This window comes from Sphingomonas edaphi (assembly GCF_003583725.1).
Taxonomy (GTDB): Bacteria; Pseudomonadota; Alphaproteobacteria; order Sphingomonadales; family Sphingomonadaceae; genus Sphingomicrobium; species Sphingomicrobium edaphi.
Window position 1 is genome coordinate 598,702 of the sequence record NZ_QXTF01000001.1, and the last position, 20,530, is coordinate 619,231.

The window sequence follows — 20,530 nt, forward strand, 5'->3', positions numbered from 1 at the left end:
TCAGAAAGGGAGCAGTTACAATGCGTGCCTTTTTGTGGGCCGCCGTTGTCGCGGCATCCATAGCGCCCGCGAGCGCCCAGCAACCTGCCGTTGTCGAAATCCACCTGACGAATTTCCGGTTTGCGCCCAACCCGGTCATGCTCGATCATGGGCGGACCTACGTTTTGCGACTGGTTAACAATGCGAGCAATGGACATGATTTCACGGCTCGGGATTTTTTCGCGGCAAGCGCCATGACCTCGGACGAGCGGTCGCGGGTCACCGACGGAAAGATCGAAGTCCCTCCGGGTCAAGTCCGGGAGGTGCGGCTGTCGGCCCCCGCATCTGGAACCTTTCCGCTGAAATGCTCGCACGCTTTTCACAAGGCGTTCGGGATGAAAGGAAAAATTGTAGTTCGCTAGGTGCGGCGATTTGACTTTTCGAAGCCTACCGCTATGAGCGCCTCCGTCGCGGTCCTTTAGAGGATCGCTACTCGTCCGAGACAGTCGCTGGGGCTTGCCCCTTAATTTGCGGCCTAGACGGGGACAGGAATTCAAACGGGACGCATCGCGCTCCGGTCGTGCGATGGCATAGGCCCTCGCCTTGATCCAAGCCCCCACGGACAATTGCTTCGTCGCCAGTCGGCGGCGAGGTCGTTTGAACCTCGGCCCGGGCATTGCCCTGGTCGATAAGGAGTATGGCATGGATCGTTCGCAAAAAGCCGATCTGGTTGCCGAGCTGAAGAACGTCTTCAACGAGACCAGCGTGGTGGTCATCACCCGCAATCTCGGCTTGTCTGTCGCTCAGTCGACGGACCTGCGCCTGAAGATGCGCGACGCCGGTGCCCAGTTCAAAGTTGCGAAGAACCGGCTTGCCAAGATCGCGCTCGAGGGCACGACGTACGGACTGATCGGCGATATGCTGACCGGCCCGACTGCGCTCGCCACCTCGATCGACCCCGTGGCCGCCGCCAAGGTGGCCGTGGAGTTCGCCAAGACCAACGATCGTCTCGAGATCGTCGGTGGCGCGATGGGAAATACGCTGCTCGATATTGATGGGATCAAGGCCCTGGCCCAGCTCCCCTCGCTCGACGAGCTTCGTGGAACCCTCATTGGCCTCATCCAGGCACCGGCGACCAAGATCGCCCGGATCGCCAAGGAGCCGGGTGGCCAACTGGCACGCGTTCTCGCCGCCAAGGCCGCAGCTTAAGTTTTTCATCAACGCACGACACTCGGGCCAATGGCCCACTAGGAGACTAAAATGGCTGACCTCAACAAGATCGTCGACGACCTGTCGGCTCTGACCGTCCTCGAAGCCGCCGAGCTTTCGAAGATGCTCGAAGAAAAGTGGGGCGTTTCCGCCGCCGCTGCCGTTGCCGTTGCCGGCCCGGCCGCTGCCGCTGCCCCGGCTGCTGAAGAGCAGACCGAGTTCGACGTGATCCTCACCGGCGACGGTGGCAAGAAGATCAACGTCATCAAGGAAGTCCGCGCGATCACCGGCCTGGGACTTGGCGAAGCCAAGGCGCTGGTCGAAGGCGCTCCGAAGGCGCTCAAGGAAGGCGTCAACAAGGACGAAGCCGAAAAGATCAAGAAGCAGATCGAAGAAGCCGGCGGCACCGTCGAGCTCAAGTAAGCTTCCGCTTCGACTTTCGGTCGAATCGAACAGAAAGGGCGGCCCCATGGGCCGCCCTTTTTGCATGGCCGTTGCTTTCATCATGCCCGTTCTCATAGCTAGTCGGCATGAGCAGCCTCCACCCCTTCGATCATGCAACGTTGCTGGATGCCTGCGGCGAAGGGCGGTTAAAGGCGCAGACCAGCGACGCCTACTGGAACATGGTCGGGCCATTCGGTGGTCTCGTCGCTGCCGTCTTGTTCAAGGCGGCTCATGCCGATGCCCGCCGACAGGGCGAACCACTGTCGCTGACCGTGAATTTCTGCGCAGCGGTCGCCAAGGGCGTGATGGAAATTGTCGCCAGGCCGGCAAGGACGAACCGGTCGACCCAACATTGGACAATGGAAATGCGGCAAGGCGGCGAATGCGTTGCGACCGCGACGGCGATGTTCGGGACCCGTCCGGCAACCTTCGAGCATCGGCCGCTGGCGATGCCTGAAGCGACCGCCTTTGCCAACCTTAAACGCCTTCCTCCACCGGGACCAGGATGGATCGAACGCTTTGACATGCGGTTTGCCGACGGCCCACCGGCCTGGGACCGGCCCAGTCATGCGCCGGCGAGCGCGCAATCACTACTTTGGATAGCCAGCGACCCACCCCGCGCGCTCGATTTTGTAGGACTCGCCGCGCTGTGCGACATCTTTTTTGGCCGGATCATCCATGTCCGGCAGCGCATGGTTCCGTTCGGGACGGTGAGCATGACGGCCTACTTTCACGCGACCGAAACCGACTTGGCGATGCAGGGGTTTGCGCCGGTGCTGGGTAAGGCCGACGCCCGCGTCTTCGACCGGGGCTATCACGATCAGACCGCCGAACTGTGGGGTACCGACGGGCGCCTGCTCGCAACCAGCCACCAACTCGTCTATTTCCGCGACCCCGCCTAGGCAGGGAGCGCTTCAGGCCCGGTGGCTGCCGGGCGCTTGCCCGCAATCCATCCCGCCCAGCCAATCGCGGCGCCTGCCACGGCGGCGGCCATGGCGAAGGGTATTGTCGGAACGACCGCAACGTTCAGATAGAGTTGCTTCCAGAAGTCGGTGCCGCCAGGGACTTCGAACAATAGCGAACCTAGCAGCGACAGCAGGCCAGCGATGATGAAGGGCTTGCCGGTGTGGCGGGCCGACATCGCGATAGTGAAGGCGACGCACGCTGCGGCGATCTGACCAAGATGGAAGGCAGTGCCGAGACGCTCGAATGCGCCGGGCAGTGAGAAGTCGATGCCGAGCGGAATCGGAGCGAGGCGGCCGAAGACCGGCGGCAATAGGAAAATGGTGGTTGCGAGCAAATAGGAGGCGTGTTTTCCAATCTGCCGGCGATGCTTCAGCGCTTGGAAATAGAAGAAGGCCATGCCGGCGACGGCGTAAATGTCGAGCCAAGCGAGATGAGGCGGCCAAAGCTGGTAGAATGGAGTCGCTCCTTCGGCATAGCGCTGCGCCATCCCGACGAAGATGCTTGCTCCACCGGCCAGGAACAGCGGAAAGAGCGCGAGGCTGACCAGCCCATTGGTCCGGTGGAAGGCGCGGCGGCCATGATGGATCGACCAGCTTTGCATGGCGAGCAGCAGCAGCCACAGAGAGGCGGTGACGCCGTGGAGATGGTAGGAAAGCGGACTGCTGGAAATAACGGAGATATAGTTCGGCCAGAAGGCCAGTCCGGCGAGCGGAAACAAACCGAGAACCCACCAATGCGCGTGACGATATGGCATACCGAACCTCCCCCAGTGCGACAAGCATAACGCAGTTTAAATTTGCGGTGAAGACGTGGTCAGAAGGGGAAGAAATAGGGAATAGCGATGACCGCGGTCGCCCAAGTCACTAGGTTCAGTGGAAGGCCGACGCGGATGAAGTCCATGTAGCTGTAACCGCCAATCTGGTAGACGAGGACGTTGGTCTGGTAGCCGAACGGCGTCGCGAAGGCAGCGCTTCCGGCCATCATGACGGCAACGATAAACGGACGCGGACTGACCCCGAGCGCTTCGGCCAAGGCAACGGCCATCGGCGTAACCAGCACGGCCACTGTCGCGTTGGATAATAGTTCGGTCAACAACAGCGTCGCGCCATAGAGCAGGATCAGCGCCCACAACGGCTGTAGCCCGTCGAGCGAGCCGACCAAGGTTCGCGTTGCATCCCCGGCGAGGCCGGTTTCTTCGAGCGCGATGCCGAGTACGACCATGCCAGCGATAAGCATCAGGATTTCCGGACGAAGACCCTGGTAGGCCTGGTCGGCGGTGATCACGCGCAGGATGATCAACAAGACCGCACCTGCGAATGCCGCGGCGGCAATCGGTGCCACGCTGAATGCGGCTAACGCGATTACCGCGGCGAAGACGGTAACGGAAAGCGCCGCCTTCCACGGCACCAGCGCATGGCCTTCCGAAAACAGGTCGGGCGAGCCGAGTTGCGCGTGGTGAACATCGGGGGCATGGGAATGGAGCGCCTCCGCATCGACCGCCCCTTCGCGGTCCGACTTGGCGATGAGGGGACCGCTCAAGAAAAAGAGGTAGGCGGCACCCGCCAACGCGATGGCCAACCCAACTGGCGCGATCTCGAAAATGCCAAAGCGTGGCTGGCCGGCTACGGAGGCCATGTCGTTGACCAGCAGGTTGGTCGAGGTACCGATCAGGGTGATGCAGCCGCCGAGCACCGCGACGTAGGAGAGCGGCATCAAGTAGCGCTTGGGCGACAGTCCGAGCCGCTGGGCAACGTCGCGAACAACGGGTGCGCTCATCACGACGATCGGCGTGTTATTGAGGAATGCCGACGCCGCCCCGCAGAGACCGATCAGGAGCCATAAGCCGGCCGCGCCGATCCGCTGGCACAAGGCGACGCCGCGCCGGATGGCGGCATCGAGCAAGCCGGAAAGTTCCATCGCGTAGGCGATGACAAAAAGAGAGGCGAGCGCGATGATCGCCGGGCTTGCAAAGGCGCCCTGTACCTCGATCGGGCGTACCGCGCCGCTAATGAGCAGCACGGCGGCGCCGACCAACGCGACGACATCGGCGCGCACCTTGTCCCATACCAGCGCGGCAACGACGGCGGCCAGTACGGCCAGCGTGATCAGTTGATCGCCGGTCATGCGATCAAGGCCGGCCTGGAAGGCATGGGGGTCGCAATCGCCATAGTGTCTGCTAGGTTGCGGCAGATGTTGCGCAAGTCAAAAATCGCCCTGCTCGTCGCTGCCTTGGCGGCTGCCAGTGCCTGCGAACGCCAATCCGCTCCCAGCGAAAACGCCACCGTTCCTGTCGAGCAAAATGAGGCAAATACTGCGGAAGCACTTCCTTTGCCTGCGGCGGCGATGGACCGAGCGGAGTTTCTGAAGACGATTGCCGAAGCAGCCAATGCGCACGTTGCTGGCGTGGATAACAAGTCGGCCCAAAGCGGGTTGCAGGGCCGTCGGTTCGCTATTCGTGTGCGGTTCGGCTGCAATGGCCCGGCGCTAGCGGGAAGCACGGACGCCCTGCGATGGAGCGCGGGAAAGGATGCTTCATCGTTCGAGGTTCGTGCCACGCCCAATATCTCCCTCGAAGACCCGATGTTTATGGATTTGTCCGAAGAGACGATTGAGACGGTGGAAGGTTTCTGGATTCCCCGCCCGTGGCTCAGCGCCGACACCTGCCCGCGCCCGGCGGCTCAAGCGATAGAAGTCACGCCCATGCCGCCTGTCGCGGGTATCGCCGAATATTTCACCGTAGAAGACTCGCGGGTCCGGAGCCGGTCCGGCCGGGCCTATTCGGCGGTCGAAAAACTCGGGGCGGACGATGCCTTGCCGACGGACGGCTTGGCGCTTCTGCTGGAAGGCCGGTTCACGGCTTGGCCCGACGGGCGCGTCATTCGCTGTCGCGGCGATGGCCGATTCCGCCCGCCAGCCTGCATTGCGTCAGTCCACCTCGATCGGGCGTCGGTGATATGGCCAACGACCGACGAGGTCATTGCGGAGTGGCGCGACTAGTCGAAGATCGACAGATCGAGGGGCTCGCTGGGGCCGAACCAGATGACATTGTGGCTATGATCCTGCCGATCGTCGCCGGTAGACGCATGGGCGAAAATCGTCAGGCCCGCGCGGTTGACGGACAGCCAGGTCGCGACCTCGCCGAACCGCTCGGCCGGTACGGTCATCTGGACGCTTCCACGCGGATGGGGGCCAACCGGACGCAGATGGAAGTGGCCGACTGGCAAGCCGAAGCGCCGCTGCGCTTCACCCGCAAGTGTCTTCGCCTGGTCCACCTCGCCGGCGTCGTAATAGATATGGGCATGGAAATCGCGGATCGCAGTCATGGCCTAGTTCCTCGAGCCGAGAAGTGGGCCACCGGATGTGTCATTCAAGAGGAAACACTTATGTGCCCACCCCTTGCAAGGAAATGGAAAAGGCGTATATCGCCCTCATCCAACATTTAACGGCTCCGCCGCGCGTCTTCGTGCGTCCGGGGCCTTTCCTGTCCTCACCGGGACACGGGCCGATCCAGCGCAACGGCCTGAACGTATGGTGGGGAATTTCCAGGAGCCGCGCCGGACTTCAATGGGCCGCGTGCCTCGACGCATGCCCGGAGCGCAGGGAATAAGATGGCGACCAAGCAAAAAGACGTGCCCACCATGGCCCGCAACACCAATTCGCGACGTATCCGCAAGATCTTCGGAAACATCCACGAAATCAGCGATATGCCGAACCTCATCGAGGTCCAACGCGAAAGCTATGAACAGTTCCTGCGTTCCGACCCGTCGACCGGCTATGTCTCCGGCTTGGAAAAGACCCTTCGCTCGGTTTTCCCGATCCAGGATTTTGCCGGCACCGCGCACCTCGACTTCGACCGCTACGAGCTGGAGGAGCCGAAGTTCGACACCGACGAATGCCGCCAGCGCGGCCTGACGTATGCGGCGCCGATGCGTGTGACGCTGCGCCTCACCTCCTTCGAGATCGATCCCGACACCGAGGCCAAGTCGGTCATCGATATCAAGGAGCAGGACGTCTACATGGGCGACATGCCCCTGATGACGGGCAACGGCACGTTCATTGTCAACGGCACCGAGCGCGTCATCGTGTCGCAGATGCACCGGTCGCCGGGCGTCCTGTTCGACCATGACCGCGGCAAGACCCATGCATCTGGCAAGTATCTGTTTGCCGCCCGCGTCATCCCGTACCGCGGTTCGTGGCTGGACTTCGAATTCGACGCCAAGGACATCGTCAACGTCCGAATCGACCGCAAGCGTAAACTACCGGTCACCGCGTTGCTGCACGCGCTGGGCCTAACAAGCGAAGAAATCCTCAACACCTTCTACAACCGCCTGACCTACATCCGCGGCAAGAATGGCTGGCAGATCCCCTACGCCGCCGAAAGCTGGCGCGGGCAGAAGCCGAACCACGATGTGGTCGACGCCGACAGCGGCGAAGTTATCTTCAAGGCGCACGAGAAGATCACGCCGCGCAAGGCCAATGCTGCCGGCAAGGACGGCCTGCAGAACGTCATCATCCCGACTGAGGAAATATTCGGCCGCTTCTCGGCCTATGACCTGATCAATGAGAAGACGGGTGAAATCTACGTCGAGGCCGGCGACGAAATTTCGCCTGAAAACCTCGAGAGCATGGACAAGGCCGGTATCGACCGCCTCGAGCTGCTCGACATCGACTATGTCAACACGGGCCCTTGGATCCGTAACACCCTGAAGGCCGACAAGTCGGAAGACGGGGATAGCGCGCTGGCCGACATCTACCGCGTCATGCGCCCCGGCGAACCGCCGACTCGCGAAACCGCCGATGCCCTTTTTTACGGCCTGTTTTTCGATCCGGAGCGCTACGACCTGTCGGCAGTGGGCCGCGTCAAGCTGAACATGCGCCTTGGCCTCGACGCCGAGGACACGGTCACCACGCTACGCCGCGAGGACATCCTGGCAGTCGTTCAGGAGCTGGTGAACCTGAAGGACGGCAAGGGCGAGATCGACGACATCGACAACCTGGCCAACCGCCGGGTCCGCTCGGTCGGCGAACTGTTGGAAAACCAGTATCGCGTCGGTTTGCTGCGCATGGAGCGCGCGGTGAAGGAGCGCATGAGCAGCGTCGACGTATCCACCGTCATGCCGAACGACCTTATCAACGCCAAGCCAGCAGTTGCCGCTGTCCGCGAATTCTTCGGCTCATCGCAGCTGTCGCAGTTCATGGACCAGACCAACCCTCTGTCCGAAGTGACGCATAAGCGCCGTGTCTCGGCCCTCGGGCCGGGCGGTCTTACCCGTGAGCGCGCGGGCTTCGAAGTTCGCGACGTCCATCCGACGCACTACGGCCGCATCTGCCCGATCGAAACGCCGGAAGGCCCGAACATCGGCCTGATCAACAGCCTGGCGTCGTTCAGCCGCGTCAATAAGTACGGGTTCATCGAAACGCCGTACCGCAAGGTCGTCGACAACAAGGTGACCAACGAGGTCGTCTATCTGTCGGCGATGGAAGAGGCCAAGCACACGATCGCGCAGGCGAACGCCGAGATCGACAGCAATGGCCACTTCGTCGAGGAGATCGTTTCCAGCCGCCGTGCCGGGGACTTCCTCATGGCGCCGCGCGACACGATCACCCTGATGGACGTCAGTCCCAAGCAGTTGGTGTCGGTCGCGGCCTCGCTGATCCCGTTCCTGGAGAACGACGACGCGAACCGCGCACTTATGGGATCGAACATGCAGCGCCAGGCCGTACCGTTGCTGCAGGCCGACGCGCCGCTGGTCGGTACCGGCATGGAAGAAACGGTCGCCCGTGACAGCGGCGCCGCCATCGCCGCCCGCCGTTCGGGTGTGGTCGACCAGGTCGACGCGACCCGCATCGTCGTCCGCGCCACCGGCGAACTGAAGGCCGGCGAATCGGGCGTCGACATCTACACGCTGATGAAGTTCCAGCGGTCGAACCAGAACACCTGCATCAACCAGCGCCCGCTGGTAAAGGTGGGTGACACGGTGGAAGGCGGTGAAATCATTGCCGACGGCCCTTCGACCCAGTTCGGCGAACTGGCGCTCGGCCGCAACGTGCTCGTCGCGTTCATGCCTTGGAACGGCTACAATTATGAGGACTCGATCCTCATTTCAGAGCGCATCGTGAAGGACGACGTCTTCACCTCGATCCACATCGAGGAATTCGAGGTCATGGCCCGCGACACCAAGCTTGGGCCTGAAGACATCACCCGCGACATTCCGAACGTCGGCGAGGAAGCGCTGCGTAACCTCGACGAGGCGGGCATCGTCTACATCGGTGCCGAAGTCGAGCCTGGCGACATCCTCTGCGGTAAGATCACGCCGAAGGGCGAAAGCCCGATGACGCCGGAAGAGAAACTTCTCCGCGCCATCTTCGGTGAAAAGGCTTCGGACGTCCGCGACACCTCGCTGCGTCTGCCCCCGGGCGTCGCTGGCACGGTGGTCGAGGTCCGCGTCTTCAACCGTCACGGTATCGACATCGACGACCGTACCCGCGCCATCCAGACGGAAGAAAAGGACCGGTTGAAGAAGGACGCCGACGACGAAAAGGGGATCCTCAACCGCGCGACCTTCTCCCGTCTGAAGGAAATGCTTCTCGGCCAAGTCGCGACCGCGGCACCGAAGAGCATTAAGAAGGGTTCGACCGTCGACGAGGCGGCGCTCGACGCGACCGAGAAGCACGACTGGTGGAAGATCGCCGTCAAGGACGATGCTGCGCAGGCGGACCTGGAGGCGCTCAAGGCGCAATATGATGAGCAGGTTGGCATTATCAACCGCAAGTTCGAAGACCGCGTCCAGAAGGTGGAAGCAGGCGACGAGCTGGCTCCAGGCGTGCTCAAGATGGTCAAGGTCTTCGTTGCCGTGAAGCGCAAGCTGCAGCCGGGCGACAAGATGGCCGGCCGTCACGGCAACAAGGGCGTTATCAGCCGCATCCTGCCGATCGAGGACATGCCGTTCCTCGAAGACGGGACGCACGCCGACATCGTGCTCAACCCGCTGGGCGTGCCGTCGCGCATGAACGTCGGGCAGATCTTCGAGACCCACCTCGGCTGGGCCGCACGCGGTCTCGGCAAGCAGATCGGCGAAATGCTGGAAGGCATGCACGCCAAGGGCGGTGAACTGGCCGGCAAGGACATCAAGGACGTGCGCGCCAAGCTTAAGGACGTTTACGGCGATGCTTATGCCAAGGACATCGACGAGCGGAGCGACGAGCAGGTCATGGACCTGGCGCAGAACTTGGTCGGCGGTATCCCCATGGGCACCCCGGTGTTCGACGGTGCGCGCGAGAGCGACGTGTCCGACATGCTGGTCAAGGCAGGGCTGGACAGTTCCGGCCAATCGACCCTGTACGACGGGCGCACCGGCGAACCGTTCGACCGGCAGGTGACTTTGGGCATCATCTACATGCTCAAGCTGCACCACCTGGTCGACGACAAGATCCACGCCCGCTCCATCGGCCCGTACAGCCTCGTTACCCAGCAGCCGCTGGGCGGCAAGGCCCAGTTCGGCGGCCAGCGCTTCGGCGAAATGGAGGTCTGGGCGCTCCAGGCCTATGGCGCCGCCTACACGCTGCAGGAAATGCTGACCGTGAAGTCGGACGACGTCATTGGTCGGACCAAGGTCTATGAAGCGATCGTCAAAGGCGACGACACGTTCGAGGCCGGAATTCCCGAGAGCTTCAACGTTCTCGTCAAGGAAATGCGCAGCCTCGGCCTCAACGTCGAGCTGGACAGCCACGAAGACGAGGGTGACGAGCCCGCCGCGATCGCCGCCGAATAAGCCACCTGGATATTCCTTCCCTCCCGCTGCGGCGGGAGGGGGTTGGAGAAAAGATGATGAACGAATTGACCAACTTCGCGAACCCGGTGGCCAAGCCGGAGACCTTTGACCAGATCAAGATTGGCATCGCGTCGCCTGACAAGATCCGCTCATGGTCGTTCGGCGAAATCAAGAAGCCGGAAACGATTAACTACCGTACGTTCAAGCCCGAACGCGACGGCCTTTTCTGCGCGCGAATCTTCGGTCCGATCAAGGACTACGAATGCCTTTGCGGCAAATACAAGCGCATGAAGTACAAGGGCATCGTCTGCGAAAAGTGCGGCGTGGAAGTAACGGTTTCGAAGGTCCGCCGCGAGCGCATGGGCCACATCGAATTGGCTGCTCCGGTCGCCCATATTTGGTTCCTGAAGTCGCTGCCGAGCCGCATCGGCCTGCTCCTCGACATGCAGCTGAAGCAGCTTGAGCGCATTCTCTACTTCGAAAGCTATGTGGTCATCGAGCCGGGTCTGACCGCGCTCGAAAAGTACCAACTGTTGTCGGAAGACGAGCTGCTCGCCGCGCAGGACGAGTATGGCGAGGACGCCTTCTCGGCCGGGATCGGCGCCGAGGCCGTTAAGATCATGCTTATGGACCTCGACCTTGAGGGAGAACGCAAGGACCTCCTCGAGGAACTGGCCGTCACCAAGTCGGAACTGAAGCCGAAGAAGATCATCAAGCGGCTGAAGGTCGTCGAGAGCTTCATCGACTCCGGAAACCGTCCAGAATGGATGATCCTGGACGTCGTTCCGGTTATTCCGCCCGAGCTGCGCCCGCTGGTGCCGCTCGACGGCGGCCGCTTCGCGACGTCGGACCTGAATGACCTGTACCGGCGCGTGATCAACCGTAACAACCGCCTGAAGCGCCTAATGGAGCTGCGCGCGCCGGACATTATCGTCCGCAACGAGAAGCGCATGCTGCAGGAAGCCGTGGATGCGCTGTTCGACAACGGCCGCCGCGGCCGCACCATCACCGGCGCCAACAAGCGTCCGTTGAAATCGCTGTCCGACATGCTCAAGGGCAAGCAGGGCCGCTTCCGCCAGAACCTGCTCGGCAAGCGCGTCGACTATTCTGGCCGATCGGTTATCGTGACCGGCCCGGAATTGAAGCTTCACCAGTGCGGCCTGCCGAAGAAGATGGCGCTCGAGCTGTTCAAGCCGTTCATCTACTCTCGCCTTGACGCCAAGGGTCTGTCGATGACCCTCAAGCAGGCGAAGAAGTGGGTCGAGAAGGAACGCAAGGAAGTCTGGGACATCCTGGACGAGGTGATCCGCGAGCATCCGGTGCTCCTCAACCGCGCACCGACGCTTCACCGCCTCGGCATCCAGGCGTTCGAGCCGGTACTGATCGAGGGCAAGGCGATCCAGCTTCACCCACTGGTCTGTTCCGCCTTCAACGCCGACTTTGACGGCGACCAGATGGCCGTGCACGTCCCGCTGAGCCTCGAGGCTCAGTTGGAAGCGCGCGTCCTAATGATGTCGACCAACAACATCCTGTCGCCTGCCAACGGCAAGCCAATCATCGTTCCGTCGCAGGACATGGTGCTGGGCCTCTACTACCTCTCCATGGAGAAGGAAGGCGAGCCGGGCGAAGGCATGCTGCTGGCAGACATGACCGAAGTCCACCAGGCCTTGGCGGCCGGTGCGGTCACGCTGCACACCAAGATCGTCAGCCGCGTCCCGCAGACGGATGAGGACGGCAACGAGTATATGAAGCGCTTCGAAACCACGCCGGGCCGCATGCTGCTCGGCGAGACGCTGCCGAAGACGCACAAGGTGCCGTTCGAAACCGTCAATCGCCTGCTCACCAAGAAGGAGATCGGCGACGTTATCGACACCGTTTATCGCCACACCGGCCAGAAAGAGACGGTACTGTTCGCTGACGCAATCATGGGCCTCGGCTTCCGTCACGCGTTCAAGGCTGGCATTTCGTTCGGTAAGGATGACATGGTCATTCCAGCGTCCAAGGAAGGCCTGGTTGAAGAGACCAAGGCCCTCGTGAAGGACTACGAGCAGCAGTATCAAGACGGCCTGATCACGCAGCAGGAAAAGTATAACAAGGTGATCGATGCATGGTCACGCTGCGGCGACCGCGTTGCGAGCGAGATGATGAAGGAAATCTCGGCCGTGAAAAAGGGCGAGGACGGCCGCGAAGTCCCCATCAACTCGATCTATATGATGGCACATTCCGGTGCCCGTGGCTCGCAGGCGCAGATCAAACAGCTCGCGGGCATGCGCGGCCTGATGGCCAAGCCGTCGGGTGAGATCATCGAGACGCCGATTATCTCGAACTTCAAGGAAGGTCTGACCGTCCTTGAGTACTTCAACTCGACCCACGGCGCCCGCAAGGGCCTGGCCGATACGGCGCTCAAGACGGCAAACTCGGGCTACCTGACACGCCGCCTGGTCGACGTGTCGCAGGACGCGGTGATCATCGAAGACGATTGCGGCACCGACCGCGCGCTGGAGATGCGCGCGATCGTCCAGGGCGGCGCGGTCATCGCTTCGCTCGCCGATCGCGTCTTGGGCCGCACCACGGCCGAGGACATCGTCGATCCGAAGACCAATGACACGGTCATCGCTGAAGGTACGCTGCTTGACGAACCGATGGTCGCCACGCTTGAGGAAATGGGCCTGCAGGGCATCAAGATCCGCTCGCCACTGGTGTGCACCAGCAAGCAGGGCGTCTGCGCCAAGTGCTATGGCCGTGACCTCGCCCGCGGCACGCCGGTCAACATCGGCGAAGCGGTCGGTGTCATTGCCGCCCAGTCGATCGGTGAGCCGGGTACCCAGCTGACGATGCGGACCTTCCACATTGGCGGCGCGGCGCAGCTAAACGAGCAGTCGAATCTCGAAGCGCCGGTCGACGGCACGATCGAGCTTCGTGACATGCCGACGATCACCGACCCGCGCGGCCGGCACATCTCGCTGTCACGCTCGGGTGAAATCGCGATCCTCGACATGGACGGCCGCGAACTGTCGACGCACCGTATTCCGTACGGCGCGCACCTGCTTGTCGACAGCGGTCACATCATCAGCCGCGGCGACCGCATCGCCGAATGGGATCCGTCGTTCAGCCCGGTCATTACCGAGCGGGCCGGTACGGTGAAGTTCCAGGACCTGATCGAGAACCGGACGCTGGTTGAACAAACTGACGAGTCCACCGGCATCTCGCAGCGTGCAGTGATCGACGATCTCGCCAAGTCTAAGAAGGAAGATCTGCGTCCGCGCCTGACGCTGATGGGCGCCGATGCCACCGAAGCGGGCGTATATCGCCTCGCTCCGGGCGCGGTCATCTCGGTCGAGGACAACCAGACGGTCGAAGCCGGTGAAGTGCTGGCACGTATGCCGCGCGAAGCCGCGAAGACCCGCGACATCACCGGCGGTCTACCACGCGTCGCCGAACTGTTCGAAGCCCGAAAGCCCAAGGAAAACGCGATTATCGCGAAGGTCTCGGGCAAGGTCAGCTTCAAGAAGGACTATAAGGCGAAGCGCAAGATCGCGATCGTGCCCGACGACGGTTCGGATCCGGTTGAATATCTGGTGCCGAAGTCGAAGGTCATCGACGTGCAGGAGGGCGATTACGTCAAGCGCGGCGACAACCTCGTCGGCGGTTCGCCCGATCCGCATGACATCCTGGAAGTGCTCGGCGTCGTCGCGCTGGCCGAATATCTCGTCAGCGAGATTCAGGAAGTTTATCGACTGCAGGGCGTGAAGATTAACGACAAGCACATCGAGGTGATCGTTCGCCAGATGCTTCAGAAAGTCGAGATCACTGATGGCGGCGACACCACCCTCTTGGCCGGCGAACAAGTCGACCGCGAGGAAATGGACGAGATCAACGCGAAGCTCGACAAAAAGCAGAAGAAGGCTGAAGGTAAGCCGGTCCTGCTGGGCATCACCAAGGCGTCGCTGCAGACCCGCAGCTTCATCTCGGCCGCCTCTTTCCAGGAAACGACCCGGGTCCTCACCGAGGCATCGGTTCAGGGCAAAATCGACACGCTCAACGGCCTGAAGGAAAATGTCATTGTCGGCCGCCTCATCCCGGCGGGTACCGGCGCGGGCATGAACCGGATGCGGGTTGCCGCCTCCAGCCGCGACGCCGCGCTCCGCGCCCAGCAGCGTAAGCTACAGGAAGCGCTGATCGCGCCGGAAACGGCGGCTGAGGAGCATGCCGCCGAACTGGCCCAAGGCCCGGAGGCCGCGATCCATGGCGATCCGCTCGAAAGCGTTACGCCATCAGGTAACGGGACCGATGCGGACGCAGGCGAGTATCTGAACGACTAATCGCCTTAGGTTGGGACAAAAAAATAGCCCCGCCGGAGAGTATCCGGCGGGGCTTTTTTTGATCGACTAGCTGGCTGACCAGCTAGCGAACTACTACCTAGCAGCGGCCGCCGTTAATGGCGTTCTCGGTGCAATTGGCGGCGGAGCCGAGGTCTTCACCGGCACCGCGAACCGTGTTGCAGGCGGCAATCGCCAGCGCACCGCCGATCAGCAGCATCGTCGTAACCTTGCGAACCATGGTCGAAACTCCCTCTTTAAAAACAGCGTAACGACCATGGACGAAGTCACATCGCGTTGTCGACCTCATTGGCCGCCGAGTTCACGTCTGCGGCCGCACCACGAACCGTGTTACAAGCCGCGATGGCAAGGCTGCCACCGATCAGAACCATCGTCATTACCTTGCGAAGCATGAGACTTTCTCCTGTCTAGCGGCTGAACGAACGCGGCAAATCGCGTTCGGTGCCATCACGCAGGCGAAATGTTCTCAGACGGCGATCGGCGCGGCGATGGACGGGTGCGGGTCATAGGCTTCGAACGCGAAGTCATCCGGCTCGTAGCCGTCGATGCCCTGTCCGCGATCCTTCATTACCAAGCGGGGCAGCGAACGAGGTTCTCGCGTGAGCTGTTCACGGGCTTGGTCGAGATGGTTGGAGTAGAGATGCGTGTCCCCGCCTGTCCAGACGAACGTACCCGGTTCGAGCCCGCATTCCCGCGCCAGCATATGCGTCAGCAACGAATAAGAGGCGATGTTGAATGGCACGCCAAGGAAGAAGTCCGCGCTGCGCTGGTAAAGCTGCAGGTTGAGTTTTCCGGCGGCAACCTGCGTTTGAAAGAGGCAATGGCACGGCGCCAAGGCCATTCGTTCAATCTCTCCTGGATTCCAAGCGGTGACAATCTGACGGCGCGAACCAGGGTCACGCTTGATGAGATCGATGAGCTCGCGGATCTGGTCGATGTGACGGCCATCCGCCGCCTCCCAGTCCCGCCATTGCTTGCCGTATATTGGGCCGAGATCACCATTCGCGTCGGCCCACTCGTCCCAGATGCTGACCTTGCGGTTCTGCAGCCAGCGCACATTGGTGTCACCGCGCAGGAACCAGAGGAGCTCGGCGATGATGGACCGCAAATGGAGTTTTTTGGTCGTGAGCAGCGGGAAACCCTTCGAAAGGTCAAACCGCATCTGCGTCCCGAAGATGGATAAGGTGCCCGTGCCGGTCCGGTCCATCTGCTCGACGCCTTCGTCGAGAATCTGCTGCATGAGGTCGAGATATTGGCGCATACCGGCATCCTAGCCTCCCCGCCCAGCACGTCCAGCGGATTGGGTCGGCACGGTCTGGTCCAGTCTCGACTATCCCATGTTCTCGGGTAGGAACTGCTCCAGCAGCATATGCCGGATTGGCCAGCTCTAGGGCTTTCCGCAAGCCTTGATGGCAGGCGGCTCCGGCTTGGCCAACGCTATCCGGAAAGATGCGAAATAGGAATCACTGCCCGTCAGGCGGGCCAATCGGACAGGCTCCAGCCCGACCGCGCGCAATTCACAAGCGAGTTGAGCTGGCGGCATTCCGTGACGGCGCACCGAACGGTCGGCATCGACGACAATGACCAGTCCGTCCTTTTTCAAGCCGTCGCGAAGATGCCAGAGGAATTCATACGGCTCGGTCACTTCATGGTACATGTGGACCAGGAAGATGCGGTCAAACGATTGGGCCGGGAGCTTTGGATCGGCCGGCACGCCAAGCCGAACTGAAACATTCTGGAGGTTTTCACGCTGCACCCGCTGGGCGAGACGGTCCCGAGTTGCCGGAACGATGTCTTGGGCGAGCACTCGACCGCGCGCGCCAACGATCGGCGACAGGCGTACGGTATAGTAGCCCTCACCAGCGCCGATGTCGGCTACGGACATGCCTGGCGCGACGCCGGCGAGCTGCATGACCTCCTCGGCCTCTCCGACGCGGTCGCGAGCGTCCTCGGTCGAGAAGCTGTCCGACACGATAGGCGCCACGGGTCGGTCGGCCTTGGGAAATGGCGATGCCTCGCGCTCGGCGCGGCAACCCGCGAGCGCGGCCATGACTAAGGCGGCAAGCGCCCTATTCGACATCCTCGACTTCCACCTTCTCGCCGGTCACGCGCTGGGACAAGGCAGCAGCCATGAAGCGATCGAGATCGCCGTCGAGGACATCGGTGGGCGCCGTCGAGGTTACACCTGTCCGCAAGTCCTTCACCAACTGGTAGGGCTGGAGGACATAGCTGCGGATCTGGTGTCCCCAGCCGATGTCGGTCTTGGCGGCATTGGCGGCGTTGGCCTCCGCCTCGCGCTTCTGCAGCTCGGCTTCGTACAGGCGCGCCTTTAGCTGCTTCATCGCCGAGGCACGGTTCTTGTGCTGGCTGCGCTCGTTCTGGCAGGCGACCACGATGCCAGTTGGGATGTGGGTGATGCGGACCGCGCTGTCGGTCGTGTTGACGTGCTGGCCACCCGCGCCCGACGCGCGGTAGGTATCGATGCGCAGGTCGCCCTCGTTGACCTCGATCTCGATATCGTCATCGACTTCGGGGTAGACCCAGACTGATGCGAAGCTTGTGTGGCGACGCGCGCTGCTGTCGTAGGGGCTGATCCGGACGAGCCGGTGAACGCCACCCTCGACCTTCAGATTGCCGTAGGCGTTCTCTCCCTTGATGAGAATAGTGGCCGACTTGATGCCGGCCTGTTCTCCCGAGTGGTGGTCGACTATCTCCACCTTCATGCCGTGCCGTTCGCCCCAACGGCTGTACATGCGCAGCAGCATAGAGGCCCAATCGTTGCTTTCCGTGCCGCCCGCGCCGGAGTTGATTTCGACATAGCTGTTGTTGGCGTCCGCCTCCCCCGCGAGGAGCGCGGCGACCTTGTCCTTCTCGGCGCGCCCGGCCAGTTCGGCGAGTGCCTGAACGCCGTCGTCGACCAAGCCGTCGTCGCCTTCCAGCTCCGCCATTTCGATCAGTTCGACCGTGTCCTTGAGCTCGGTTTCGATCTTGGTCGTCGCGCCGATAGCCTCTTCCAGCCGGCGGCGCTCGCGCATCACGTTCTGCGCGCCCTTCGGATCGTCCCATAGGGTCGGGTCCTCGACCCTGTCGTTTAGCTCCGCCAGCCGCCGATTTGCCTTGTCCCAGTCAAGGAAGCGGCGAAGCAGCGAAGTGGCGGCTTTGATCTGGTCGATGTGAGCTTGCGCTTCGGCGCGCATGGAATGTCTTTCCGATCGGAGGGCGGTTCGCCGCCCCGCCTAGTAAATCCCGCCCTGCCTTTGCAAGAATTCCCCGCTGTCGGCCGGTGTGCGCTGGGTTGGTCGCGACGTGGCGCGACGCGGTGCGGCCGCCCGAGCGGGCGCGCCCTCGGCCGATTCCTTCTGGGCCGATGCCAACTCGATGCTGCGGCGGAACGATCGGCGCGGCTCAGTCTCCGGCTGGAACGCCTCCCAAATAACCGACGATTTTGGATCGACGGTCGTCGGGAAGGCTCCGAACACCCGCTTGCCGGTTGCGCGGTCGACGCGGACCATGCGAATGCCGGGCGGCGCGACGAAGGGGATTTTCGGCATGTCCTTTAGCGCAGCCTGCGCGAATTGCTTGAACACCGGCGCCGCGATGCGGCCACCCTGCGCATAGCCGCCCATGGGGCGTGGCTGGTCATAGCCTAGGTAGACACCAGCGACGATCTCTGGAGTCCCGCCGACAAACCAGACGTTGGTTGGACCGCTGGTCGTGCCGGTTTTGCCGAACATCGGTCGGTCGAGGTCGCGAAGAACGGTTGCGGTACCGCGCTCGACCACGCCCTCCATGATATGCACCATCTGGTACGCCGCCTGCGGGTCGATCACCTGCTTGTCGCGTGACGGCGGACGCGGCATCGACTTGCCGTCCCAGTCGGCGGCATTGCAGGCGCCTCCATTGTCGTCCTGCATGATCTGGCAGCGGTTGTCGGTCCGGTAGATGACCTTGCCGTTGCGGTCCTGGACGTAGTCGATCAGCGTCGGAGTGACCGCGCGGCCCTGATTGGCGAGCATCGCATAAGCGTTGGTCAGCTTCAGCACCGTGGTTTCACCGGCGCCGAGAGCGATCGACAGATATTTGTCGTACGTGCCGACGCCCATTTTCGCGGCGTTGGCCACGACCTTATCCATGCCGGTCTGGGACGCAGCGCGGATCGTCATCAGGTTGCGCGACTGTTCTACGCCCCAGCGCATCGTCTTGGGACCCGAATATTTCCCGTCGAAGTTTCGGAAGCATTTGTTGCCGAGGCCAGCTCCCTGCCAGACGCAGAAAGGCGCATCGACCAAGATCGAAGACGGGGTCAGGCCGTTTTCGAGCGCGGTCACGTAGACGATTGGCTTGAAGGCCGAACCCGGTTGGCGCTGTGCTTGCGTTGCGCGGTTGTAGGACGAACCGACGACGTCGAAGCCGCCCTGCATTGCAAGGACGCGGCCCGTCCGGACTTCTTCCGCCACGAAGCCGCCGCCGATCTCAGGAATAGACCGGATGGCGTAGCTGTTCGCGCCCAGTTGTTTGACGATGATAACCATGCCCGGACGCAAGTTGCTGAATGCCGAGCCGCCCCCACCACGCTTCGGCTGTCGGGCAGCCGATTCGGGGAGAACGCCGGTCGAGCCGTCAGGAAAGCCGATATTGGCGCTGCTGCTCGACTTCGACAGGACGACGGCCTTCTTCCAGTCGGGAAAACCTGTCCCTAAAGCGGTGATGCGAAGCTGTGTCTGCCAATCACGATCGACGTCGATGCTGAGCCCCGTATCGCGCCAGCCGCGACCGCCATCGAATTGCGCGAGGCCTTCCCGGAGCGCCTCGGCAGCGGCGTCCTGCATCTTGGGTACCATGGATGTCCGCACCCACAAGCCGCCGGCATAGACGCTGTTTGGGCCGTCCTCGGCCTTTTCGCCAAAGCGCTTCAGCAGGTCGCGGCGGACCTCTTCCATGAAGTAACCACCCTGGTCCCGGAATTTGGCGCTACTGCCGTAGCGGATGGTCCCGAGCGGCGTTGCCGCCGCAGCCGCGCGCTGGGTCTCGGTGATGTAGCCGTTGTTGACCATTTCACGGAGCACATAATTGCGGCGGTCCAGTGCGCGCTGTGTCGCCCGCACGGGGTCGTAATTGCTTGGCGCCTTGGGCAGGACAGCCAGATAGGCCGCTTCCGGAATCGTAAGATCGCCGACGTCCTTGTCGAAATAGGCGCGGCTCGCTGCCTGGACGCCATAGGCATTACGGCCGAGGAAGATCGAATTTAGGTAGAGTTCGAGGATCTGCTCCTTGCTGAGCGTATCTTCCAGCCGGAAGGCGAGGATGGCCTCGCGGATCTTCCGGCTGATGGCGTATTCGTCGTCCTGGAGCAGATACTTGGCGACCTGCTGGGTAATCGTTGACCCGCCACGGGCGCGGCCGCCCGTGACCGACTTGGTCGTATAGTCGAATACCGCACCGGCTAGGCCAGGGTAGTCGAGACCGCCGTGGCTGAAGAAGGTCTTGTCTTCGGCCGAAATGAATGCCTCGACCACCAGGGGAGGATATTCGTCATAGGCGAGCTCGACGCGCCGTTCACGGGCGAAGGTCTGGACCGGATTGCCATCGTAGCCGCGAACGTTGGTCGGCAGCGGCGGCTGATAACCAAGCAGCTTTTCGGAACTGGGAAGGCCGGTCGCAAAATAGACGAAAACGATACTGCCGAGGATAAACACCGCGACACCAGCCCATGTCAGACGGCGAACCCACTTACGTTCGAACCACGGGTCGATCCGCTGGTGAACACGCTGGTTGAAGGCGACGAAATCGGGAATGCGGAGGGACTGTACGTTCATGTTC

16 protein-coding genes are annotated in these 20,530 nt (G+C 62.2%); 7 read left to right on the forward strand and 9 right to left on the reverse strand.

Going from position 1 to position 20,530, the window contains the following annotated elements; translation table 11 throughout:
* Nucleotides 1-20: 20 nt before the first annotated feature.
* The 4 genes from D3M59_RS03100 (at nt 21) to D3M59_RS03115 (ending at nt 2,534) form a co-directional block, all read left to right on the forward strand.
* Nucleotides 21-401 (forward strand): cupredoxin domain-containing protein, encoded by a 381-nt coding sequence (locus D3M59_RS03100; protein ID WP_158581934.1) that lies wholly within the window; start codon nt 21-23, stop codon nt 399-401.
* A gap of 280 nt (nt 402-681) precedes the next feature.
* Complete coding sequence (gene rplJ, locus D3M59_RS03105) at nt 682-1,188, forward strand: 50S ribosomal protein L10 (RefSeq protein WP_119532842.1); 507 nt, start codon at nt 682-684, stop codon at nt 1,186-1,188.
* Between the two features lie 51 nt (nt 1,189-1,239).
* Nucleotides 1,240-1,611 carry a 50S ribosomal protein L7/L12 gene (gene rplL / locus D3M59_RS03110; protein WP_119531491.1) on the forward strand — a complete coding sequence of 124 codons (372 nt, stop codon included), beginning with the start codon at nt 1,240-1,242 and terminating at the stop codon, nt 1,609-1,611.
* Between the two features lie 107 nt (nt 1,612-1,718).
* Nucleotides 1,719-2,534, forward strand: a complete 816-nt coding sequence (locus D3M59_RS03115) for an acyl-CoA thioesterase (protein ID WP_119531493.1) — start codon at nt 1,719-1,721, stop codon at nt 2,532-2,534.
* Here the strand turns inward: D3M59_RS03115 and D3M59_RS03120 are convergent.
* On the reverse strand, nt 2,531-3,352 hold the full coding sequence (locus tag D3M59_RS03120; protein WP_119531495.1) for a hypothetical protein: 822 nt from the start codon (nt 3,350-3,352) through the stop codon (nt 2,531-2,533). The genes D3M59_RS03115 and D3M59_RS03120 overlap by 4 nt on opposite strands.
* Nucleotides 3,353-3,411: 59 nt before the next feature.
* On the reverse strand, nt 3,412-4,722 hold the full coding sequence (locus D3M59_RS03125) for an SLC13 family permease (protein ID WP_119531497.1): 1,311 nt from the start codon (nt 4,720-4,722) through the stop codon (nt 3,412-3,414).
* Between D3M59_RS03125 and D3M59_RS03130 the strand changes: the two genes are divergently transcribed.
* Nucleotides 4,708-5,595, forward strand: a complete 888-nt coding sequence (locus tag D3M59_RS03130; protein WP_119531499.1) for a hypothetical protein — start codon at nt 4,708-4,710, stop codon at nt 5,593-5,595. The genes D3M59_RS03125 and D3M59_RS03130 overlap by 15 nt on opposite strands.
* Here the strand turns inward: D3M59_RS03130 and D3M59_RS03135 are convergent.
* Nucleotides 5,592-5,921, reverse strand: a complete 330-nt coding sequence (locus D3M59_RS03135) for a DOPA 4,5-dioxygenase family protein (RefSeq protein WP_119531501.1) — start codon at nt 5,919-5,921, stop codon at nt 5,592-5,594. The genes D3M59_RS03130 and D3M59_RS03135 overlap by 4 nt on opposite strands.
* Nucleotides 5,922-6,206: 285 nt before the next feature.
* Between D3M59_RS03135 and rpoB the strand changes: the two genes are divergently transcribed.
* Both rpoB and rpoC read left to right on the forward strand, forming a co-directional pair.
* Nucleotides 6,207-10,370, forward strand: a complete 4,164-nt coding sequence (gene rpoB, locus D3M59_RS03140; RefSeq protein WP_119531503.1) for a DNA-directed RNA polymerase subunit beta — start codon at nt 6,207-6,209, stop codon at nt 10,368-10,370.
* Nucleotides 10,371-10,426: 56 nt separating this feature from the next.
* On the forward strand, nt 10,427-14,692 hold the full coding sequence (rpoC, locus tag D3M59_RS03145; protein WP_119532843.1) for a DNA-directed RNA polymerase subunit beta': 4,266 nt from the start codon (nt 10,427-10,429) through the stop codon (nt 14,690-14,692).
* 97 nt (nt 14,693-14,789) lie between these two features.
* Here the strand turns inward: rpoC and D3M59_RS03150 are convergent, their stop codons facing one another.
* The 6 genes from D3M59_RS03150 to D3M59_RS03175 form a co-directional block, all read right to left on the reverse strand.
* Nucleotides 14,790-14,930 (reverse strand): entericidin EcnA/B family protein, encoded by a 141-nt coding sequence (locus tag D3M59_RS03150; RefSeq protein ID WP_119531505.1) that lies wholly within the window; start codon nt 14,928-14,930, stop codon nt 14,790-14,792.
* Between the two features lie 46 nt (nt 14,931-14,976).
* On the reverse strand, nt 14,977-15,102 hold the full coding sequence (locus D3M59_RS03155; RefSeq protein WP_119531507.1) for an entericidin EcnA/B family protein: 126 nt from the start codon (nt 15,100-15,102) through the stop codon (nt 14,977-14,979).
* 74 nt (nt 15,103-15,176) lie between these two features.
* Nucleotides 15,177-15,971, reverse strand: a complete 795-nt coding sequence (locus D3M59_RS03160) for a thymidylate synthase (RefSeq protein ID WP_119531509.1) — start codon at nt 15,969-15,971, stop codon at nt 15,177-15,179.
* 126 nt (nt 15,972-16,097) lie between these two features.
* Nucleotides 16,098-16,760, reverse strand: coding sequence for a class I SAM-dependent methyltransferase (locus D3M59_RS03165; protein ID WP_233543115.1), 663 nt, complete (start codon nt 16,758-16,760; stop codon nt 16,098-16,100).
* A gap of 19 nt (nt 16,761-16,779) precedes the next feature.
* Nucleotides 16,780-17,907 carry a peptide chain release factor 2 gene (gene prfB, locus D3M59_RS03170; protein ID WP_119531513.1) on the reverse strand — a complete coding sequence of 376 codons (1,128 nt, stop codon included), beginning with the start codon at nt 17,905-17,907 and terminating at the stop codon, nt 16,780-16,782.
* 39 nt (nt 17,908-17,946) lie between these two features.
* Nucleotides 17,947-20,526 (reverse strand): penicillin-binding protein 1A, encoded by a 2,580-nt coding sequence (locus D3M59_RS03175; RefSeq protein WP_119531515.1) that lies wholly within the window; start codon nt 20,524-20,526, stop codon nt 17,947-17,949.
* Nucleotides 20,527-20,530: the final 4 nt, after the last annotated feature.